The sequence below is a fragment of the Micromonospora sp. NPDC049060 genome, from assembly GCF_040649055.1.
In the GTDB taxonomy this organism is placed as follows: domain Bacteria; phylum Actinomycetota; class Actinomycetes; order Mycobacteriales; family Micromonosporaceae; genus Micromonospora; species Micromonospora reichwaldensis.
Genome location: NZ_JBEZEV010000020.1, coordinates 35,901 through 55,505, shown reverse-complemented (window position 1 = coordinate 55,505; position 19,605 = coordinate 35,901). Strand labels below are relative to the sequence as shown.

General features: G+C 75.1%; 19 protein-coding genes. 12 read left to right on the top strand and 7 right to left on the bottom strand.

Features of this window, described 5'->3' with window-relative positions; all coding sequences use genetic code 11:
- Positions 1–133 precede the first annotated feature (133 nt).
- From AB0B83_RS11320 to AB0B83_RS11310, 3 genes are all read right to left on the bottom strand, one after another.
- Positions 134–1,432, bottom strand: coding sequence for a hypothetical protein (locus AB0B83_RS11320; RefSeq protein WP_357578071.1), 1,299 nt, complete (start codon positions 1,430–1,432; stop codon positions 134–136).
- Between the two features lie 62 nt (positions 1,433–1,494).
- Positions 1,495–2,313, bottom strand: a complete 819-nt coding sequence (locus AB0B83_RS11315) for a sugar phosphate isomerase/epimerase family protein (protein WP_357578049.1) — start codon at positions 2,311–2,313, stop codon at positions 1,495–1,497.
- Positions 2,310–3,350 carry a zinc-binding dehydrogenase gene (locus AB0B83_RS11310; RefSeq protein ID WP_357578048.1) on the bottom strand — a complete coding sequence of 347 codons (1,041 nt, stop codon included), beginning with the start codon at positions 3,348–3,350 and terminating at the stop codon, positions 2,310–2,312. The genes AB0B83_RS11315 and AB0B83_RS11310 overlap by 4 nt, the downstream gene beginning before the upstream one ends.
- Before the next feature lie 116 nt (positions 3,351–3,466).
- On the opposite strand from AB0B83_RS11310, the gene AB0B83_RS11305 reads away from it, so the two are divergent.
- The 5 genes from AB0B83_RS11305 (at position 3,467) to AB0B83_RS11285 (ending at position 8,076) form a co-directional block, all read left to right on the top strand.
- Positions 3,467–4,861: an extracellular solute-binding protein gene (locus tag AB0B83_RS11305; RefSeq protein ID WP_357578047.1), complete on the top strand. Its 1,395-nt coding sequence runs from the start codon at positions 3,467–3,469 to the stop codon at positions 4,859–4,861.
- Complete coding sequence (locus AB0B83_RS11300) at positions 4,858–5,820, top strand: sugar ABC transporter permease (RefSeq protein WP_357578046.1); 963 nt, start codon at positions 4,858–4,860, stop codon at positions 5,818–5,820. The genes AB0B83_RS11305 and AB0B83_RS11300 overlap by 4 nt, the downstream gene beginning before the upstream one ends.
- Complete coding sequence (locus AB0B83_RS11295; protein WP_132240245.1) at positions 5,820–6,686, top strand: carbohydrate ABC transporter permease; 867 nt, start codon at positions 5,820–5,822, stop codon at positions 6,684–6,686. The genes AB0B83_RS11300 and AB0B83_RS11295 overlap by 1 nt, the downstream gene beginning before the upstream one ends.
- A 50-nt stretch (positions 6,687–6,736) precedes the next feature.
- Entirely contained in the window at positions 6,737–7,375 is a 639-nt protein-coding gene (locus tag AB0B83_RS11290; RefSeq protein ID WP_357578045.1) for a GNAT family N-acetyltransferase, read from the top strand.
- 95 nt (positions 7,376–7,470) lie between these two features.
- Positions 7,471–8,076 (top strand): class I SAM-dependent methyltransferase, encoded by a 606-nt coding sequence (locus AB0B83_RS11285; RefSeq protein WP_132240246.1) that lies wholly within the window; start codon positions 7,471–7,473, stop codon positions 8,074–8,076.
- 133 nt (positions 8,077–8,209) lie between these two features.
- On the opposite strand, the gene eccB is transcribed toward AB0B83_RS11285, so the two are convergent.
- Positions 8,210–9,595: a type VII secretion protein EccB gene (gene eccB / locus AB0B83_RS11280; RefSeq protein WP_357578044.1), complete on the bottom strand. Its 1,386-nt coding sequence runs from the start codon at positions 9,593–9,595 to the stop codon at positions 8,210–8,212.
- A gap of 245 nt (positions 9,596–9,840) precedes the next feature.
- On the opposite strand from eccB, the gene AB0B83_RS11275 reads away from it, so the two are divergent.
- The 4 genes from AB0B83_RS11275 (at position 9,841) to AB0B83_RS11260 (ending at position 13,336) form a co-directional block, all read left to right on the top strand.
- Positions 9,841–10,110, top strand: a complete 270-nt coding sequence (locus tag AB0B83_RS11275; protein ID WP_089000744.1) for a metal-sensitive transcriptional regulator — start codon at positions 9,841–9,843, stop codon at positions 10,108–10,110.
- A 136-nt stretch (positions 10,111–10,246) separates the two neighbouring features.
- Complete coding sequence (locus AB0B83_RS11270) at positions 10,247–11,650, top strand: MBL fold metallo-hydrolase (RefSeq protein ID WP_357578043.1); 1,404 nt, start codon at positions 10,247–10,249, stop codon at positions 11,648–11,650.
- Between the two features lie 136 nt (positions 11,651–11,786).
- A complete protein-coding gene (locus AB0B83_RS11265; protein ID WP_357578042.1) occupies positions 11,787–12,389 on the top strand; it encodes a rhodanese-like domain-containing protein in 603 nt (200 codons plus the stop codon).
- Positions 12,386–13,336, top strand: coding sequence for a sulfite exporter TauE/SafE family protein (locus AB0B83_RS11260; RefSeq protein ID WP_357578041.1), 951 nt, complete (start codon positions 12,386–12,388; stop codon positions 13,334–13,336). Before AB0B83_RS11265 ends, AB0B83_RS11260 begins: the two co-directional genes overlap by 4 nt.
- A 9-nt stretch (positions 13,337–13,345) precedes the next feature.
- Here AB0B83_RS11260 and AB0B83_RS11255 read toward each other — a convergent pair whose 3' ends face one another.
- Positions 13,346–13,864 carry a zinc-binding dehydrogenase gene (locus tag AB0B83_RS11255; protein ID WP_357578040.1) on the bottom strand — a complete coding sequence of 173 codons (519 nt, stop codon included), beginning with the start codon at positions 13,862–13,864 and terminating at the stop codon, positions 13,346–13,348.
- A 212-nt stretch (positions 13,865–14,076) separates the two neighbouring features.
- On the opposite strand from AB0B83_RS11255, the gene AB0B83_RS11250 reads away from it, so the two are divergent.
- Positions 14,077–14,790: a spermidine synthase gene (locus AB0B83_RS11250; protein WP_357578039.1), complete on the top strand. Its 714-nt coding sequence runs from the start codon at positions 14,077–14,079 to the stop codon at positions 14,788–14,790.
- Between the two features lie 566 nt (positions 14,791–15,356).
- Positions 15,357–15,533 (top strand): hypothetical protein, encoded by a 177-nt coding sequence (locus AB0B83_RS11245; RefSeq protein ID WP_357578038.1) that lies wholly within the window; start codon positions 15,357–15,359, stop codon positions 15,531–15,533.
- On the opposite strand, the gene AB0B83_RS11240 is transcribed toward AB0B83_RS11245, so the two are convergent.
- A complete protein-coding gene (locus AB0B83_RS11240) occupies positions 15,490–17,118 on the bottom strand; it encodes a glycosyltransferase 87 family protein (protein ID WP_357578037.1) in 1,629 nt (542 codons plus the stop codon). The genes AB0B83_RS11245 and AB0B83_RS11240 overlap by 44 nt on opposite strands.
- Before the next feature lie 110 nt (positions 17,119–17,228).
- Between AB0B83_RS11240 and AB0B83_RS11235 the strand changes: the two genes are divergently transcribed.
- Positions 17,229–18,923, top strand: a complete 1,695-nt coding sequence (locus AB0B83_RS11235) for a long-chain-fatty-acid--CoA ligase (RefSeq protein WP_357578036.1) — start codon at positions 17,229–17,231, stop codon at positions 18,921–18,923.
- Positions 18,924–19,117: 194 nt separating this feature from the next.
- On the opposite strand, the gene AB0B83_RS11230 is transcribed toward AB0B83_RS11235, so the two are convergent.
- Positions 19,118–19,483, bottom strand: a complete 366-nt coding sequence (locus AB0B83_RS11230; protein WP_357578035.1) for a hypothetical protein — start codon at positions 19,481–19,483, stop codon at positions 19,118–19,120.
- Between the last annotated feature and the right edge of the window lie 122 nt (positions 19,484–19,605).

The following is a 19,605-nucleotide window of genomic DNA, read 5'->3' as shown; positions in this document are numbered from 1 at the left end:
CTCCTGTCGTCAGCGGCCCCGCGCTTACCCGCGCCCGGCACCGGCAAACGACCCCGCCGTCCGGCCGGCCCTGGGGCGCGGGGCCGTCGACGGACGTCGTACCCGCCGGCTGACCGGGGACGCCCGGCCGGGATCAGCCGGCCGGGTCGTCGGCGAGGACGTCGAGCAGCAGCGCGGCCGTCCAGCCGAAGGCCGGCGAGCCCAGCCCGGCCCCGGTGTCGGGGTGGAAGTACTCGTGGCAGCCGGCGCCGGCCACCAGCTCGATCATCGAGTCGCGCAGGCCCGCGGCCAGGTCGGGGCGGCCGTGGCGCAGCAGTCCCCGGCGTACCAGCCAGTTGACGTTCATCCAGCTCGGCCCGCGCCAGTAGCGCAGCGGCTCGAAGTCCGGCGCGGTGCGGTCGTGGCTGGGCAGCGGCCGGTCCATCCGGGCGGCCAGCCCGAAGCGCGGCGAGCAGGCCTCGGCGACCAGCGCCGACACCTGCCGCGCGGGCAGGTCGGGCAGGACCAGCGGGGCCAGGCCGAGCACCGTCCGGGCCGGCACGAGGCGGTCGGCGCGCAGGTCCCGGGGGTGGAAGACGCCCGTCGCCGGGTCGTACAGCCGGCGCACCAGGGCCTCGGTGATCCGCGCGGCGCGCTCCCGGTGCGGGCCGGGGTCGGCGCCGACCAGCGGCGCGATCCGGGCGAGGGCGTGCTCGGCGGCGCCCATGGCGGCGTTGACCAGCGGGCACTCCACCAGGAACGGGTGCCGGCCGGCGAGGTCGTCGTCGCGGTAGCGGCGCTCGCGGTAGGACGCCACGATCGCGACGTAGCGCGCGTAGTCGAGGTCCGTGGGTCGGTGCGCGGCGTCGGCGTGCGCGGTGTCGTGCCGGCGGTACGCGCGCATGACGGCCGCGTCGGCGGGCACCGCCGCCATCGGCGCGTCCCAGGCGGGGCTGTTGTCCAGCCCAGACTCCCACGGGTGGACGATGCAGGCCAGCCCGCCCCCGCCGACGTCCCGGCGGGTGGCGAGGTAACGCTGCTGGGCCACCAGCCGGGGGTAGAGCCGGCGCAGCGCGGCCCGCGCCTGCTCCGAGGGGCACCGCCGGTACGCGAGCCAGGCGGCGGGCGCGTGCACGGGCGGCTGGATCAGCCCGGAGGTGGCGGCCGCCGGGGCGCCCTCGGCGAGCCCCGACTCCCAGAACTCCGGCCCCGGGAAGTACGAGCCGACGCGCAGGGCCGGGTTGAACACGATGTGCGGCACCCGCCCGTCGACCCACTGGGCGCGGAACAGGCTGGCCAGCTCGCACCAGGCGCGCTCGGGGCGGAAGTGGGACCAGCCGATGGCGATGAACGCCGAGTCCCAGCTCCACTGGTGCGGGTAGAGGGTGCGCGAGGGCACCGTGTGGTCGTGTTCCCAGTTGGCGTCGAGGGTGGCGACGGCGAGGCGGCGCAGGGCCCCCCGGTCGTGGGCGCCGGGGTCGACGGCGGTGGGCGGGCCGCCTGCGGTCCCGGTGCTCACGCCGCCGCCTGCCGGGGCTGGGCGTGGCGCAGCACGGCGGCGGCCTGGTGCAGGGCGCGTACGGGGTCGCCGCGCAGCCGGCACTCCAGCGCCAGCCAGCCCCGGTAGTCGATCTCCAGCAGGGTGCGGAGCAGCGCCGGCCAGTCGAGGTGCCCGGCGCCGGGCTGGTAGCGGTTGGAGTCGCTGACCTGCACGTGCCCGAGGTACGGGGCGGCGGCGCGCAGCGCCCGGTGCACGTCGTCCTCCTCGATGTTCATGTGGAAGGTGTCCGCCACCACCCGCACCGTGGGCAGCCCGACGGCCGCGCAGAGGGCGACCGCGTCGGCGAGCCGGTTGACCATGTGGTCCTCGTACCGGTTGAGCGGTTCCAGGAAGAGGGTGACCCCCTCGGCGCGCGCGTGCTCCCCCAGCTCGCCCAGGGCGTCGACGAGCACCTGCCGGTCGGCGGCGGGTGGGCGGGGCGGCTCGAACGGCGGCAGCCGCCGGGAGAACATTCCCCACGCGGCCGGGGTCATCGCGCCGACGCCGCCCAGCTCGGCGATCACGGAGAGCTGGGAGCGCAGGTTGCGTACGGCGTCGCGGGAGCGCTCGGGGTCGAAGTCGCCGATGAAGTGGTCCATCTCCACGCAGACGGTGGGCATGACCACCCCGGCGGCGCGGGCCCGGCGCAGCTCGGGCAGCCGGCGGGCGAGGCCGAGGTCGCCGGAGCCGCGCAGCTCGATCGCGTCGTAGCCGAGCGCGGTGGCGAGCGCGTACTTCTGGATCAGGTCGGTGCCCGGCAGGAGTTGTTCCTGGCAGGCCAGGGGAATCGTCATGGGAACCTCAGCACCACTTGGAGGGCGTCCGCGTCACCGCGGTCGAGCAGCGCCAGCGCGTCGGCCACCGCGCTCGCGTCGACGACGTGGCTCACGAGCGGCAGCGGGTCGACGCTGCCCTCGGCCACCAGGTCCATGAAGGTGTGTGCGACGCGGGCCCCGGTCCACCGGCCGGCCATGCCGGGCGCCGGGGTCGGCCCGGAGACCTGGGCCGCCACCAGCTGGATCCGGTTGTGGTGGAACTCCTCGCCGAGGCCGAGCGCGTCGGCCTGTCCCTGGTAGAAGCCGGCGGCCACGACGCGACCGGCGTGGGCGGTGGAGCGGATCGCCTCGTGCAGCGCCGGGTACGCCCCGGACAGTTCCAGGCAGACGTCCGCGCCCCGGCCGCCGGTGGCCCGGCGCAGCACGGCCGCGGCGGACTCGGCGCCCGCGTCGACGACGAGCCGGGCGCCGAGTCGGGTGGCGTGCGCCAGCCGGGCGGGCACCCGGTCGACGGCGACCACGCGCGCGCCGGAGAGGGCGGAGAGGCGGGTGGCGAGCAGGCCGATGACGCCCTGCCCGAAGACCGCGACCCAGTCGCCCAGGTGCAGGTCGCCGGCGAGTACGGCGGTGAGGGCGATCGCCCCCGGGCGGGCGAAGACCGCCGCGAGGGGGTCCAGCCCGGCGGGCAGCGGGTGCACCGTGTCGGCGGGCACGACGGCCTCGGCGCGGTGCCCCCAGATGCCCCAGACGACCTGCCCGGCCCGGCGGTCGGCCACGTCGGGTGCGACCTCGACGATCTCGCCGACCTCCTCGTAGCCGAAGCCCACCAGCGGGTACGGCACGGCGGTCTGCCGGGGCACGAACATCCGGCTGACGTCGTCCCAGTCCTTGCTCAGCCGGGGGTTGCTGCCCCGGTAGAGGGTGAGCTCCGTGCCGGCCGAGATGCCGGAGTAGCAGGTGCGGACGCGGACCCGACCGGGGCCGAGCGGGTCCGGGGGGCAAGGCTCGAGGCTGATCCGTCGGGGCCCGGCGAGTGAGACAACCCAGTTGACCATGAGTCACATCCCGGTAGCACTGGGCTCCATCGTAGGCAATAAATCGGCATATGTCTTGTAATTGATCAATCGAAGGGGTTGAATCCCTTGTATACCCTTCGAGAGGAGTGCCACCGATGTCAGCACCTCCGATGCGGATACTCGCCGCCACCCTGATCATGGCAGTCACCGGGGCCACTCTGCTGGGCTGCGGCGACGAAGGATCCGACAGCGACAGCAGGAAGATCACCGTGTGGAGCCTGGAGGACGTGGCCGACCGGGTCACCGCCACCAAGGCGATCATCGCGGACTTCACCGCCAGCACCGGGATCGCCGTCGACCTGGTCACCGTCAACGAGGACCAGTTCCCCGCCCTGATCGCCACCAGCGCTGCCGCCGGCGAACTGCCCGACGTGGTCGGTTCGGTGTCGCTCGCCGGCGTGCGTACCCTCGCCGGCAACGAACTGCTGCACTCCTCGGCGAACGCGGAGGTCGTCGACAAGCTCGGCAGGCAGACCTTCTCGCCGCGGGCCCTGGAGCTGACCGCGGACGACGGCAGGCAGCTCGCCGTGCCCAGCGACGGCTGGGGCCAGCTGCTCGTCTACCGCAAGGACCTGTTCGCCGCCGCAGGGCTGCCCGCCCCCGACACGTACGAGAGGATCGCCACCGCCGCGACGAGGCTCAACGCCGGCGGCGTCGCGGGCGTCACCGCCGCCACCGCCCCCGGCGACGTGTTCACCCAGCAGACCTTCGAACATCTCGCGCTGGCCAACAACTGCCAGCTCACCGACGACTCCGGGGCCGTGAAGCTGGACTCCCCGGAGTGCGTCGAGGCGTTCCGGTTCTACGGCGACCTGATGCGCACCAGCTCGGTCAGGGGCGCGCAGGACGTCGACACCACCCGGGCCACCTACTTCGCCGGCAAGGCGGCCATGCTGGTCTGGTCGCCGTTCATCCTCGACGAGCTGGCCGGCCTGCGCGACGACGCCAGGCCGACCTGCCCGCAGTGCCAGGCCGACCCGGCGTTCCTCGCGAAGAACAGCGGCTTCGTCACCGCGATCAAGGGCCCGAACGGCGTCGAACCCGCCCAGTACGGCGAGATCAGCTCCTGGGCCGTGCTCGACGGCGCCGCCGCCGACCCGGCGAGGTCCTTCGTGGAGCACATGCTCGGCGACGGCTACCCGCGCTGGTTCGGCATGTCCCCCGAGGGGCGCTTCCCCGTCCGCAAGGGCACCGGGCAGGAGCCGGAGAAGTTCCTCACCGCCTGGAACACCAGCCAGGCCGGCGTCGACACCCGCAAGCCGCTCGCCGAGGTCTACGGCGAGGAGGTGCTCGCCAGTCTGCGCCGCAGCCCCGACACCTTCCAGCGGTGGGGGCTCACCCAGGGCCAGGGCAAACTCGTCGGCGCGATCCTCGGCGAGCTGCCGGTGCCCAAGGCCCTGAACGACGTGGTCGCCGGCAAGACCGACGCCGCCGCGGCCGCCGGACGGGCGAAGAAGGACGTGGAGGCGATCAAGGCGGGCGTCAATTGACCACCGCCCCACCGGACACCGGCCGCTCCCCCGCCCGGGAGCGGCCGGCCCCGGCCCGCCGCCGCAGACCACTGACCCTGCGCCGCCGCGAGTCTCGCGCCGGGCTCGCGCTGGTCGCCCCGACCCTGCTCGTCGTGGTCGCCGTGATCGGCATCCCCATCGTCTGGACCGTCGTGCTGGCCTTCCAGCGGGTACGCCTGGCGACGCTGCGGCGTACCCGGCTGTTCGGCGAGTTCACGATGGACAACGTCGAGCGGGTGCTGAACACCCCCGGCTTCGCCGACACGCTGTGGACCACGCTGGTCTACGCCGTGGCCAGCACCGCCGGCTCGATCGTGCTCGGCCTGGTGGCGGCGCTGGTCGTACGCCGGCCGTTCCGGGGTCGCACCCTGGTGCGCGCGTCGATGCTGCTGCCGTACGTGGCGCCGGTCGTCGCGGTCACCTTCGTCTGGCAGGTGATGCTCGACCCGCAGCTCGGCATCGTCAACGACTGGGGGCGGCGGTTCCTCGGCTGGGACACCCCGGTGCCGTTCCTGTCCCAGGAGTCGACGGCCCTGGCCACGGTCGTCGCCTTCGAGGCGTGGCGCTACTTCCCCTTCGCGTTCCTGTTCCTGCTCGCCCGGCTCCAGGCGGTGCCGGGCGAACTGGAGGAGGCGGCCCGGGTCGACGGGGCCACGCCCACCCAGCGGTTCCGGCACATCCTGCTGCCGCAGCTGCTGCCCGTGATCGGCCTGCTGGGGGTGCTGCGCTTCATCATGACGTTCAACAAGTTCGACGACGTCTACCTGCTCACCGGCGGGGCCGCCGGCACCGAGGTGGTGAGCGTCCGGGTCTACGAGTTCCTGACCGCGCGTACGGACATCGGCGCGGCGGCGGCGCAGGCGGTCGTGCTCGCCGTGGTGCTCATCGTGTTCGTGGTGGTGTACCTGCGCTTCTTCGGCGGACGGAGGGACGGCTGATGGACCGGGACCGGATCGAGACGGTGGGCCTGCGCTGGCTGCGCCGGCTGGTGATCGCCGCGTTCCTGCTGGTCACCGTCTTTCCCTTCTACTACATGCTGGTGCTCTCGGTGCGCCCCATCGAGCGGCTGCTGCTCGACCCCGGCTCGCTGGTCGTGGGGCTGGGCGAGCTGACCTTCGACACGTACGCCGAGGTGGTGAAGGCCGTCGACGACGGCGGCCAGGGATTCCTGACCTTCATGCGCAACAGCGGCCTGGTCGCCGTCGCGGCGACGCTGCTGACGCTGGCCGTGGCGATCCCCGGCGCGTACGCGGTCGCCCGGCTGCGGTTCTTCGGCCGGCGGCAGGTCGACTTCCTCTTCCTGGCGGTCTACCTGTTCCCGTCGATCGTCATCGCCATCCCGCTCTTCGTGGTCTTCACCCGGGCCGGGCTGCGCGGCTCGCTGCTCGGCCTGGTGCTGGTCTACATCTCGCAGACCCTGCCGGTCTCGGTCTACATGCTGCGCAACTATTTCGAGACGATCCCGGTCAGCCTGGAGGAGTCGGCCGCCATCGACGGCGCCGGGCGGCTCGGCATCATCCGCCGGGTCAGCCTCCCCCTGGCGGCGCCGTCCATCATGGCCGTCGCCCTGTACGACTTCATGATCGCCTGGAACGAGTTCCTGTTCGCCCTGCTGTTCCTGGTCGACAAGCCGCACCGGTGGACGGTGTCGCTGGGGCTGGCGCAGCTCGCGGACGGCGTCGAGGTGCCCAAGACGGTGCTGATGGCCGGCTCGGTGATCCTCACCCTGCCCATCGTGATCCTCTTCTTCGCCAGCGAGCGCCTGCTCACCGAGGGGCTCACCAGCGGCGCGGAGAAGGGCTGAGGCGGCGGGCGGGGTTGCCGCGCGGTGGGCGCTGGTCGAGGATGTGCCGGGTGGATGCCTCCCCCGGCGCGGTCCCCGACGACGTGCCCACGGCTGCCCCGCCCGCGGTCGGGATGCGGCTGCGCGACGTGCAGCCGGGCGACCTCGACGCGTACGTGCGGATGCGCTGCGATCCGGCCGTGATGGCGGAGCTGGGCGGCCCGCAGCCGCGTGAGCGCGTGCCCGCCCAGCTCCGGCGTGACCTCGAGACCGTCCGCGACGGTAGCGCCTGGATCAAGATGATCATTACCGGCGACTCCGCGCAGGTGGCGGGGACGGTGACGGTGTACTCCCACGGGGGCCTCTCCGAGATCGGCTGGATGGTCGTGCCGGAGTTCCAGGGCAGGGGCCTGGCGGGCAGAGCCGTCCGCGCCGTGCTCGCCCTGGCCCGGGCGGACGGCCGGTGGGGCCTCATCCACGCCTTCCCCGCCACGACCAACGCCGCGTCGAACGCGATCTGCCGATCGGTCGGCTTCGTCCTCGTCGGCGAGGAGCAGACGGAGTTCGCCGGCCGCCTCTTCCGCACCAACCACTGGGTCGTCGATCCGTCGCCCGGCGCTGCCGACTCGTCGGCGGGAGGCGTCGATCCGTCGCCCGGCGCTGCCGACTCGTCGGCGGGAGGCCCGGGCGGCGACGTCCCCCCGGCCTGAGCGGCCACGGTATCCCCGGTCCACGGCACCGGCGGGGCATCGCCCCGTCCGCCCCACCCCCCGGGGAGCACCGGGGACCCGGCTACGGTGGCGGCATGGCAAACCCGACCCGTTGGGAGACCGAGACCGGTCCGGAGCACTCGCAGTGGTACATCGACCGGTTCCGCCGGCTGGCTGCCGAGGGGGCCGACCTGGCCGGCGAGGCCCGCCTGCTGGACGCGCTGGTCGCGCCCGGGTCCCGGATCCTCGACGCCGGCTGCGGCACCGGCCGGGTGGGCGCGGCGCTGGCCGCCCGGGGCCACACCGTGATCGGGGTGGACGCCGACCCGGCGCTGGTGGAGGCCGCCCGCACCGACCACCCGGGCCCGCGCTGGCTGGTCGCCGACCTGAGCGAGCTGGACCTGGCGGCGGCCGGCGAGCCGGAGCCGTTCGACGCGGCGGTCGTGGCCGGGAACGTGCTGGCCTTCGTCGCCCCCGGCACCGAGCGGGAGGTGCTGCGCCGCGTCGCCGCCCACCTGCGCCCCGACGGCGTGCTGGCGGTCGGCTTCGGCACCGACCGGGGCTACCCGCTGACCGGGTTCGACGCCGACGCGGTGGCCGCCGGCCTGCGGCTGGAGCACCGCTTCGCCACCTGGGACCTGCGCCCGTGGCGCGACGACGCCGACTTCGCCGTCACCGTGCTGCGCCGCCCCGCCGACTGAGCCCCGCCCGGCCGAGCCCGACCGGTTCGCCCTCGCCGAGGCCACCCGAGGTAGCGGTGCGGCACCGGCCCAGCCGGCGGCGCGCTCAGGCGGGAGCGCGCTCAGGCGAGCACGGGCTCAGGCAAGGGCGCGCTCAGGCGGGGGCGGCGACGACCCGCGCGGCGGCCGGGTCGAGCGTGGCGCCGGCGGGCACCAGGGCGACCAGGCTGGCCGGCAGCCGCACCGGCCGCACGTCGCGGTAGCCGAGCGTGCCGAGCACCTCGCCGCCGGCGAGGACGTAGCGTCGGCCCAGGTCGGTGACCACGGAGACCGCGCCGCCGGTCGCACCGGGCGCCGCGACCGCCTCGACCACCGCGCCACGGCCCGGCTCCACCACGACGTGGTCGGCGCGCACCCCACCCCCGGCCGCCTGGACGGTGCGCGGCGCGGCGGCGAGGTCGGGCAGCCGTACGCCGAGCCGGACCTCCGTGACGCCGCCGTCGTCGCCCACCCGGGCGCAGAGCCCCACCCCGTCGGAGGCGGCCAGCCGGGGCGGCGCGGTCGGCGGGGCGGTGGGCCCCGTCGGGGCCAGGTCGGGCAGCTTGGGCAGCGCCGCGAACCGCCCGAGCGTGATCGGCTCCGGCTCGCCCTGGCCGGTGCGGGCCAGCAGCAGGCCGGCCTGCAACTCGGTGATGCCGGCCAGTCCGTCCCGCAGCGCGACGGCGTACTGGCGGCCACCGCCCGAGTTACGTACCAGGTAGACGTCGCCGATGCGCGCCCCGGACACCCGCGCGGAGCGCTCCCCCTCGGCCGGCAGGGCGAGCGGGGCGAGGTCGGCGCCGGCGGGCAGGCTGTTGAGCAGGGCCGGGGCCGCCGGGACCGCCCGGGCCCGGGTGGCCGCCAGGGCGGCCAGCACCCGGTTGGTATCGCGCACCAGGTAGCGGCGCTGGTGCCAGACGAGATGCAGCCCGCCGTCGGGGTGGCGCAGCAGCAGCGCGTCCTCGCCGAGGGCCCGGCCTCCTCCGGCGGTCACGCCGATCAGCAGCGCCGAGCGGGGCGTCGTCCGGTCGGCCTCGCCGGCGGCGGAGCAGACCGTCCACGGCGCGGTGGAGAGCCGGCCCCTGGCGGGCAGCGAGTCGGGGGCGTCGGCGATGCCCAGCGGCAGCCCGCGCGGCACCCCGTCGATGGCGCGCCGGGAGACGAGCACCGTCTTCGGCCGCTCGGCACCGATGATCAGCAGGGCCGAGGCGTAGTTGAGCACCGGGTGCAGCTTCTCCTCCCGGTAGACGAACCGGGCCCCGGACTCCTTCTCCACGATCACCGCGCCCGTGTCGCGCCACGTGCTGCCGCCCCCGGTGAAGAGGCCGTAGAGGGCGAAACCGCCCAGGCCGATGGCCGCGACCAGCACGCTGGCCAGGCCGGCGCCGGCGAGCCGCCGGAACGGCGACTGCGCCGGGTCGGTCTCCCGCATCACCAGGGCGGCGACGGCCCGCTGGACGGTGAACTGGTACGAGTGCAGCTGGTCCTGCCGCGACGGCATCGCAACCCTTCCCGGTGTGGCGGTCGGGGCACAGGATAAGCGTTGCGTCGACGGCCCGACGACCCTGCGTCGCGGTGCTGCGGGCGGAGGCGGCCGGAGGCGGTCCTCGCCTCCCCATTCCCGGCGGGGTGCCTCCGCCGGTGCGAACAGGATCACCGCGCGGACGTGCCCGCCCGCCCGGCTAGGGGGTAGCATGGCATCCAGGTACCCCCGGGGGTATCGTGAGGAACACGAGGAGGTGCGCGGTGAAGCTTCGACCCGAGATGACGAGCGAGGCCCTGACCCGCCTGAAGCGGGCCCGAGGTCAGCTGAACGCGGTCATCGAGATGATGGAGACCGGTCAGGACTGCCGCGAGGCGCTGACCCAGCTCGCGGCGGTGTCGAAGGCGATCGACCGGGCCGGCTTCAAGATCATCGCCTCCGGCATGCGGCACTGCACCGCCGCCCGCGAGCGGGGCGACTCCCCGGAGATGACCGAGGAGGAGCTGGAGAAGCTCTTCCTCGCCCTCGCCTGACCCGCCACCTGAAGAAACGCACCGCACACGTTGCGTGGCAGCGGCGTGTGCGGGTAGACAGATTGCACACGTCAACACCCCGGCGTGTGCCCGCCACATACCCCCCGGGGTATTTGATCCCACAAGGAGCACGGCAATGGCAGTTGAGGTGTCCGTCATCGCGACGTCCTCGCTCGGCGACCGCAGCTATCTGGCCTCCGACGGCACGGTGGCGATCGTGGTCGACCCGCAGCGCGACATCGACCGGATCCTGTACCTCGCGGGCGAGAAGGGCGTACGCGTCACGCACGTGGTGGAGACCCACATCCACAACGACTACGTCTCCGGCGGCCTGGAGCTGGCCCGGCTGACCGGCGCCCGCTACCTCGTCGCCGCGGACGACGAGGTCGACTTCGACCGGACGCCGGTCGCCGACGGCGATACCGTGCCCGTTTCCGGCGCGCTGCGGCTGCGGGTGCTCGCCACGCCGGGACACACGTTCCACCACCTGTCGTACGTGCTCGACGAGGCCGACGACTCCGGCTGGCGCCCGGTCGGCGTCTTCACCGGCGGCTCGCTGCTCTTCGGCACCACCGGGCGCACCGACCTGCTCGGCGGGGAGCACGCCCACGAACTCGCCCACCACCAGCACGCCTCGGCCCGGCGCCTGGCCGACCTGCTGCCCGACGGCGCCGAGGTGTGGCCCACCCACGGCTTCGGCAGCTTCTGCTCCGCCAGCCAGGCCGACGCGCCCGAGTCGACGATCGGCCGGGAGAAGCGGGCGAACCCCGTGCTGCGGCTCGCCGCCGACGAGTTCGTCACCGAGACCCTCGCCGGGCTCGACGCCTACCCGGCGTACTACGCCCACATGGGGGTGGCGAACCTCGCCGGCCCGGCGCCGGTGGACCTCACCCCGGTCGCCCGGGCCGACGCCGCCGAGCTGCGGGAGCGGATCGCCGCCGGCCAGTGGGTCGTCGACCTGCGCCACCGCAAGGCGTACGCCACGTCGCACCTGGCGGGCACGGTCGCCCTCGGACTCGACGGCCCGATGTCGACCTGGCTCGGCTGGCTCATCGACTGGGGCGCACCGCTCACCCTGCTGGCGGAGACCGAGGAGCAGGTCGCCGACGCCCAGCGCGAACTGGTCCGCATCGGCATCGACCGGCCGGCCGCCCAGGCCACCGGCGACCCCGACCGGTGGTCCACCGGGCCGGGACAGCTCCGCGAGCTGCGGATGACCGACTTTCCCGCGCTGGCCGCCGCCCGGGCCGGCGACACCCCGGCGGGGCTGCCCGCCCCGGACGTGGTGCTCGACGTCCGGATGACCAACGAGTGGACCGCCGGTCACGTCGAGGGCGCCGTGCACATCCCCCTGCCCGACCTGCCCGGGCGCCTCGCCGAGGTGCCCGCCGGCACCGTCTGGGTGCACTGCGGCTCCGGCTACCGGGCCACGGTCGCCGCGTCCCTGCTGGCCAACGCGGGCCGCGAGGTCGTCGTGATCGACGACAAGTTCGGCCGGGCCGAAGCCGCCGGGGTCGCCATGAGCCCCGGCGACGCCTGACCGACCCACGCACCGCCGGCCCCGCCCCCTGCGTACGCCACCGGTCGTCCGCACGGCGACGCGCGCCCGCCGCCGATCGGCGCCGGGCCGACCCACCCTGCCCTTCCACGGGCGATCGAGCACTGAACGAGGAGAGATGACCACTTCACCGAGCGCCCCGCCCACCCTCGACGCCGCCACGCTGCGCGAGCTGATCGACTCCGGCCGCGCTCCGCGCATGCTGGACGTGCGCACCCCCGCGGAGTTCGAGACGGCCCACGTCCCCGGCGCCCACAACGTGCCGCTCGACGTGCTCAGGGAGCACCGCGAGGAGCTGCGGCGGCACCTCGACGAGACGGTGGTGCTCATCTGCCGCTCCGGGGCTCGCGCCACCCGGGCCGGGCAGGCCCTCGCTGGTGTCGGGCTGCCCGACCTCAGGATCCTCGACGGCGGGATGACCGCGTGGCAGGCCGCCCAGGGACCGGTCCGCCGGGGCACGCCTCGCTGGGAGCTGGAGCGGCAGGTCCGCCTCGTCGCCGGCTCGATCGTCCTGCTCAGCATCCTCGGTTCGGTGTTCGTACCCGGCCTGAAGTGGGTCGCCGGCCTCATCGGCGCCGGCCTCACCTTCGCCGCCGTCACCGACACCTGCGCGATGGGCATGCTGCTCGGCAGGCTCCCCTACAACCGCGGCGCGAGCTGCGACGTGCAGACCGTCGTCGGTCGGCTCGGAGACCACCCGACGCCCCGGCCCCTGCCGTGACCGGCAGCCTCGCGCTGACCGTCGCGCTGGCCGTCCTCATCGGGGTGGCCCTCGGCCTGCTCGGCGGCGGCGGGTCCATCCTCGCCGTGCCGCTGCTGGTCTACGTGGCCGACCTGCCGGCCCGCGAGGCGATCGCCACCTCGCTGCTCGTCGTCGGGGTGACCAGTGCCGTCGGCGCGCTGCCGCACGCCCGGGCCGGCCGGGTCCGGTGGCGCACCGGCCTGCTCTTCGGGGCCGCTGGCATGGTCGGCGCGTACGGCGGCGGACGCCTCGCCGCGTTCGTCCCGCCCGCCGTCCTGCTCGCCGGCTTCGCCGTCATGATGCTCGCCACCGCGACGGCGATGCTGAGGGGCCGGCACGACGGCCCCGGGCGCCAGCGGCGTGAGCTGCCCGTGGCGCGGGTGCTCCTCGACGGCGTCGTGGTCGGACTGGTCACCGGGCTGGTCGGCGCGGGCGGCGGGTTCCTGGTGGTACCGGCCCTCGCGCTGCTGGGCGGCCTGCCGATGCCGGTCGCGGTCGGCACCTCGCTCGTGGTCATCGCGATGAAGTCGTTCGCCGGGCTGGCCGGCTACCTGTCCACCGTCGACATCGACCCGGGCCTGGCCACCGCCGTCACCGCCGCGGCCGTGCTCGGCAGCCTGGCCGGCGGCCGGCTGGCCGGACGCGTCCGCGAGGACGTGCTGCGCCGGGCGTTCGGCTGGTTCGTGGCGGCGATGGGCGTGTTCGTCCTGGCCGGGCAACTGCCCGCGCACCTGCGGACGGACCCCCTGCTGTGGACCGTCGCCCTGGTGACGGCGGCCACGGCGGCTACGGCGGTCGTGCGGCGCCGCCGCTTCGGCCGACCCGACCATCGGGACCGGCCCGACCATCGGAGCCCGGCTGAGCGGCGGGACCGGCCCGACCATCGGAGCCCGTCCGACCGGCGGGACCGGCCCGACCGGACGTAGCGGAATCGGTCAGGGGCGCAGGATCAGCCGGATCGGGTCACCCTGCTTGGTCTGCACCCGGCGTACCGCCTCCTCGGCGTCGGCCAGCGGCAGCACGTCGCTGATCGACGCCGACAGGTCGAGCCGACGCTGCCGGGCCAGGGACACCAACTGCTCGACGTGCTCGCCCTCCGAGCCGTAGTGGCCGAGCACCGCCTGCTGGAAGTAGGTGAACGGGCTGTCCGAGGCGATCGTCACCGGCTTGTTGGCGATGCCCGCGAGCACCAGCCGGCCCCGGCGGCCCAGCACGGTCAACGCCTGCTCGCGTACGGCGGTCACCCCGGCGAAGTCGAACGCGACGTCCAGCCCCCGCCCGCCCGTCAACTCCAGCACGGTCTCGCGGAACGCGGCGTCGGCCGGGTCGAGCACCGCGTCGGCCCCCAGGACCGCCGCCCGGTCCCGCGCCACCGCCAGCGGTTCCACCGCGATCACCGGGGCCGCACCCACCAGTCGCAGCAGTTGGACGGCGTGCGCGCCCAGCCCGCCCACGCCCCACACCCCGACCGCCTCGCCGGGGCGGGTCCATCCGCAGCGCCCGTTCCGTCAGGTGCAGCCGTCCGGCCAGCATGTCCGCCACCGCGCGCCCCCTGCCCGGCCCCCGGTCGGGTGGCCCTCGACGGGGTGGGCATACCCGGCCGGGCGGGAGGAATGCGCGTGCCGGCCGCCGGGGCCCGGGGCGGCGGGGGGTAGCATCCGGGCCCGTGGGCGTGCGATTCGAGGAACTGGCCTGGCGGGAGACCCCGATCGGGCTCATCAGCCTGCGCCGGCGCCGCGACCCGTCGCTCGACGTCGAGGTGTACGAGGTCAAGCTCGACGACGAGTACCTGATGTCCAGCCTCTTCCCCGTCGCGGAGATCGAGCTGGCCCGGCTGGGCCTGGCTCCCCTGTCCGTGCAGGGGCTCGACGTGGTCGTCGGCGGCCTCGGCCTCGGCTACACCGCCCGCACCGCGCTCTCCGACGACCGGGTCGGCTCCCTGCTGGTGGTGGAGGCGATCGAGGACGTCATCGACTGGCACCGCCGAGGGCTGCTGCCCTTCGCCGCCGGGCTGGCCGCCGACCCGCGTACCCGGTTCGTGCGGGCCGACTTCTTCGCCGCGGTGGCCGAGGGCACCGGCTTCGACCCGCGGGAGCCGGAACGGCGGTTCCACGCCGTGCTGCTCGACGTGGACCATTCGCCGCGCAACGTGCTGCACCCCGGCCACGCCCCCTTCTACACCCCCGACGGCCTGCGCCGGCTCGCCGCCCATTTGCACCCGGACGGGGTGTTCGCCCTCTGGTCGGACGATCCGCCCGACGCCGACTTCGAGGCCGTCCTCGCCGAGGTGTTCCGCACCGCGCGGGCGCACGTCGTCCCGTTCGCCAACCCGCTGACCGGCGGGCAGTCGGCCAACACGGTCTACGTCGCCCAGCGCTGACGCGGTCACCGGACGCCCCGCCGGACGGCGACCGGACGCGCGTGCTGCGGGCGTCGGTCCCGATCAGGCGCGGCGTCCCGCTGCCAGTTCGGCGGGGTGCTCGGCGGATCCGGCCAGGTGTAGGAGCGGGGCGTCCCGTTTCCGCGGGTCGCGTCCAGGCGGCGCAGCCGCCGACATCCATTCGCGATCTTGGACAGTTGTCGTTACCCGAGGACGACAACTGTCCAAGATCCACGCTGTCGGCCGGTGGCGGAGCGGCCGCGCCGGACGGCCGCGGCGGTGGCGACCGTGCCGGGCCTCCTCGGACGCCGGTCAGTCGGATGGTCGGCGGAGCGTCGCGGTCCTCCGGGCGTGCGCGGCGTACTCCCGTACCGCCGGATTCCGGGCGGCGCTGGACGCGGTGCTGGCCGACGCGGCGGCCCGGACCATGACGGTGATGTCAGCGAAAATGTGCGCCACCGGCGTGCCGCGCGAGGACTTCGCCGGTCGTGGCGGCATGGCCGGGTGCGGGCCGGGAAGGCAGACGGCCAGGCCGCGCCGCGCGGCCGGAGTCACGGGAGGTGGACATGCGAGCCATGCTCTGGGCCGTCGGCGTCGTCGCCGGCGCGCTCATCCTGCTCGGGCTGCTGCTGGAGGCGGTCCGCTGGCTGGTGATCATCGGCGTGGTGGCGCTGGTCGCGGTCGTCGTCATGGGGGTGGTCAAGGGCCGGCGGGCGGTGCGCCATTCCGCCGGGTACCGCTGACGGCGAGCGCGGCGGCCAACTCCTCGTCGTAGGTCGCGATCGGGCGCCCGTCGGCCGCGTAGGCGACCAGCCGGCCGTGGGTCATGGTCGCCGACCGGAACGAGAACGTCCGGGGGCCCGGGTAGGGCGCGAGCAGTGGAATGACCCGGGGCGCGCCCCCGGGGGCGGAGTGGTATTCCAGCCGGGCGACGGCGGGCGACACCACCCCGTTGACGCGGACCTTGGTCTTCTCCCTGCGGGTGCCGAAGGTGACCGGCGCGTCCGTGCCGTACGCGGCGCACTCCGCCGGGCCCCGGCAGACGAAGAAGTAGCGCGGGTTGGCGACGTCGGAGAGCGCGTACGCCTTGAAGGTCGGATCGGCGCCTGCGGGCAGCGGCTGCACGGCGAAGAACGCCACGGCCAGCGCGGCGGTCGTGCCCACCCGCAGCCAGCCGCGGGTCGCCGGGGTCCGTCGGCCCGCGCCGGCTGCGGCCAGCACCGCCCCGCCGAACCCGGCGAGGCAGAGCACAGCGACGCCGAGGGCCCGGGCGTTCTCGAGGAGGAACTGCACCCCGGACGTGGTCGAGACCGGCCTGAGCGCCACCCCCAGCGAGACCACCATGGTCACCAGCAGGGCGCCGCCGGCGACCCGCCGGGCGACCCCGTCGGCCCCGATCAGCAGCATCGCCGCCAGCACCGGCCAGATCTGGTGGTGCGTCCAGGACACGGGGGACGCGGCGACGGTCGCGCAGCCGACGAGCACGGCGGCGTGGCCGGGGCGCCCGTGCGCCGCCAGGTGCCGGGCCCGCAGCAGGGCCACCGCGCAGACGACGGCCACCAGGGCCGCCCAGAGCAGCGGCAGCGACGCCTGGTCGAGGCCGAGGCGCAGCAGCATGCCGTGCACCGACTGGTTGCCCAGCGAGGCCAGGTTGCCGATCCGGGACGTGTTGCGCACCGCCTCGGTCCAGTAGGTCCAGCTCTCCACCGGGAGAACCACCGCGCCCAGCACGGCGCAGGCCAGGAACGTGACGACGGCCCGCCCGGCGTCCCGGTAGCGGCCCGTGACGAGGAAGTAGACAACGAACAGCAGCGGGGTCAGTTTGATCGCGGCGGCCACCCCCACGAGGACGCCCCGCAGCCGGGCCGGGGGGACGCCCATGCCGTCGAGCAGCGCGAGCAGCACGATGAAGACGCTTACCTGGCCGAAGCGCAGATTGCTCTGCACCGGCGCGGAGAGCATCAGGGCGCAGGCGACGGCCGGCACGACCAGGTGCCGCCGCGGCCCGCCGGCCAGTACGCGGCCGACCGGCACCGCGATGGCGACCACCGCGAGGCAGATCAGCGCCAGCCAGACCCCCTGCACGACACCCTCGGCGACGGCCGAGACCGGCCAGAGCACGAGCGCGGCGAACGGCGGGTAGGTGAAGGGGCCGCCGTTCTCGGCGGCGAACTCGTACAGCGGCCGGCCGGCCTGCAGGTGCAGCAGTGCGCCACGATAGATGTGCAGGTCGGAGAGGCGGTCGGGGCGGAGCGTGACGAGCGCCGACGACGCGGCGGCGAGCAGGACGAACACGGACCAGAGCGCCACGACCCGTCGATCCCGCACCGTCGGAGTCTACGACCGGAGCCGGCCGGACGGGGGGACCCCGAACGCTACCTACGCGACCGTAGGTTACCGTTAAGTAGGAGATGGTCCGGCACGGGCGGAGGAGAGACATGGACCTGAGTGCCGAGCGGCCCTGGCTGCGCAGCTACGCCCCGGGCGTGCCGGCGACCGTCGCGCCGTCCAACGAGTCGCTGGTCGACCTGCTGCGCGACGCCGCCCACCGCTTCGGCCCCCGGATCGCCCTGGACTTCTTCGGCGCCACCACCACGTACGCCGACCTGGACGACCAGGTGGGCCGGGGAGCCGAGGCGCTGCGCCGGCTCGGCGTCGGCCGGGGCGACCGGGTGGCGCTGGTGCTGCCGAACTGCCCGCAGCACGTGGTCGCCTTCTACGCCGTGCTGCGGCTCGGCGCGGTGGTGGTGGAGCACAACCCGCTCTACACCGCGCAGGAGCTCACCCGGCAACTCGCCGACCACGGCGCCCGGGTCGCGGTGGTCTGGGACAAGGTGGCCCCCCTCGTCCGCGACAGCGCGGGCGCGACGGCCGTCGAGACCGTGGTCGCGGTGGACCTCACCCGGGCCCTGCCCCGGCGCAAGCGCTGGGCGCTGCGGCTGCCGTTGGCCCGGGCGCGGGCCACCCGCGCGGCGATGACCGGGCCCGCGCCCGGAGCGCTGTCCTGGGAGCGGCTGGTGGCCGAGGCCGGCCCGCTAGCCGCCGCGCACCCCGCCCCCGGCCCGGACGACACGGCGCTGTTGCAGTACACGGGCGGCACCACCGGCACGCCGAAGGGCGCCATCCTGAGCCACCGTAACCTGCGGACCAACGCGGCGCAGGGCCGCGCCTGGGTGCCGGGCCTGCGCGACGGCGAGGAGACGGTGTACGCGGTGCTGCCGCTGTTCCACGCGTACGGGCTGACGCTCTGTCTCACCTTCTCGGTGGGCATCGGCGCCACGCTGGTGCTGTTCCCCCGCTTCGACCTGGACCAGACGCTGGCGGCGGTGCGTCGCCAGCCGCCGACCTTCCTGCCCGCCGTCCCGCCGATCTACGAAAAGCTCGCCACGACCGCCCGGGAACGCGGGATCGACCTCTCCTCGGCCCGGTACGCCATCTCCGGCGCCATGGCGCTGCCCCCGGCGACGGTCGAGCTGTGGGAGTCGGTCACCGGCGGGCTGCTCGTCGAGGGCTACGGCATGACCGAGACCTCCCCCGTCGCGCTCGGCAACCCGGTCTCCCCCGCCCGCCGGCCGGGCACGGTCGGCGTGCCGTTCCCGTCCACCGACATCCGCATCGTCGACCCCGAGGATCCGTCGCGCGACCGCGCCCCGGGTGAGGCGGGCGAGCTGCTGATCCGGGGGCCGCAGGTGTTCGCCGGCTACTGGAACCGCCCGGCGGAGACGGCGGCGGCGCTGCTGCCCGACGGCTGGCTGCGTACCGGGGACGTCGTGGTGGCCGACGCCGACGGCTTCGTCAGCGTGGTCGACCGGATCAAGGAGCTGATCATCACCGGCGGGTTCAACGTCTACCCGTCGGAGGTGGAGGACGCGTTGCGCCGCGTTCCCGGCGTCCGCGACGCCGCTGTGGTCGGCCTGCCCGGCGAGCACGGCGGCGAGGAGGTGGTGGCGGCTGTCGTCCTGGACGAGGGCGCCGAGCCACCTGACGAGGCGGGCCTGCGGGCGGCGTGCCGTCGGCACCTGGCCGGCTACAAGGTGCCCCGCCGCGTGGTCGTCGTCGAGGACCTGCCCCGGTCCCAGATCGGCAAGGTCCTGCGCCGCGAGGTCCGCGACCGGTTGCTCGCCGACGGCTGAGACCGCCGGGCCCGGGCACCGCGATGGCGGGTGAGGCGGTGTCGTGGGCCAAGCGAGCGGTGCAGCGGCGGGTAGTGCGGATCGGGTCGGCCGGCACCCCGACGGCCGGCACCCCGTCGGGCGGCACCCCGACGGGCGGCACCCCGACGGGCGGCACCCCGTCGGGCGGCGCCGTCGCCCCGGCCGCCGACCGGTCAGGCGACGGGCGGGCCGGCCCGCAGGACGCGCCGGGCCCGGCGGCGGTCGAGCCACCGGGGCTCGGGCGGGTCCGTCGGATCGACGCCGGTGACCAGGTCCAGCAGGATGAGCGCCCAGAAGCCGGCCGCGCTGAGCATGTTGCGGGCGCGGCCCGGCTCCGGCGCTCCCGGTGGCAGCACGACCTGCGCCCACCGCCAGGCCACCCAGGCGATCTCCCGGTCCGGGTGGTGCCGTCCGGAGCGGCTGAGCAGCCGTACCTCGCGTCGCGCGGGAGCCGGCAGCCGCCACCAGCGCCGCAGGGTCTCCAGCCGTTCCCCGGCTCCGTCTGCGGGCGGCGGAACGGTCACGTCACCGGGGTTCATGGCTGGCAAGGATAGGCGGGCCGCGCACCAACGATCCCGGTGGGACAGGGCACCCCGCTGGGGCCGGCGGGACCGGTGAGGGCAGCCGGACCGGCGGGGCAGCGGGACCGGCAGAGGGCGGC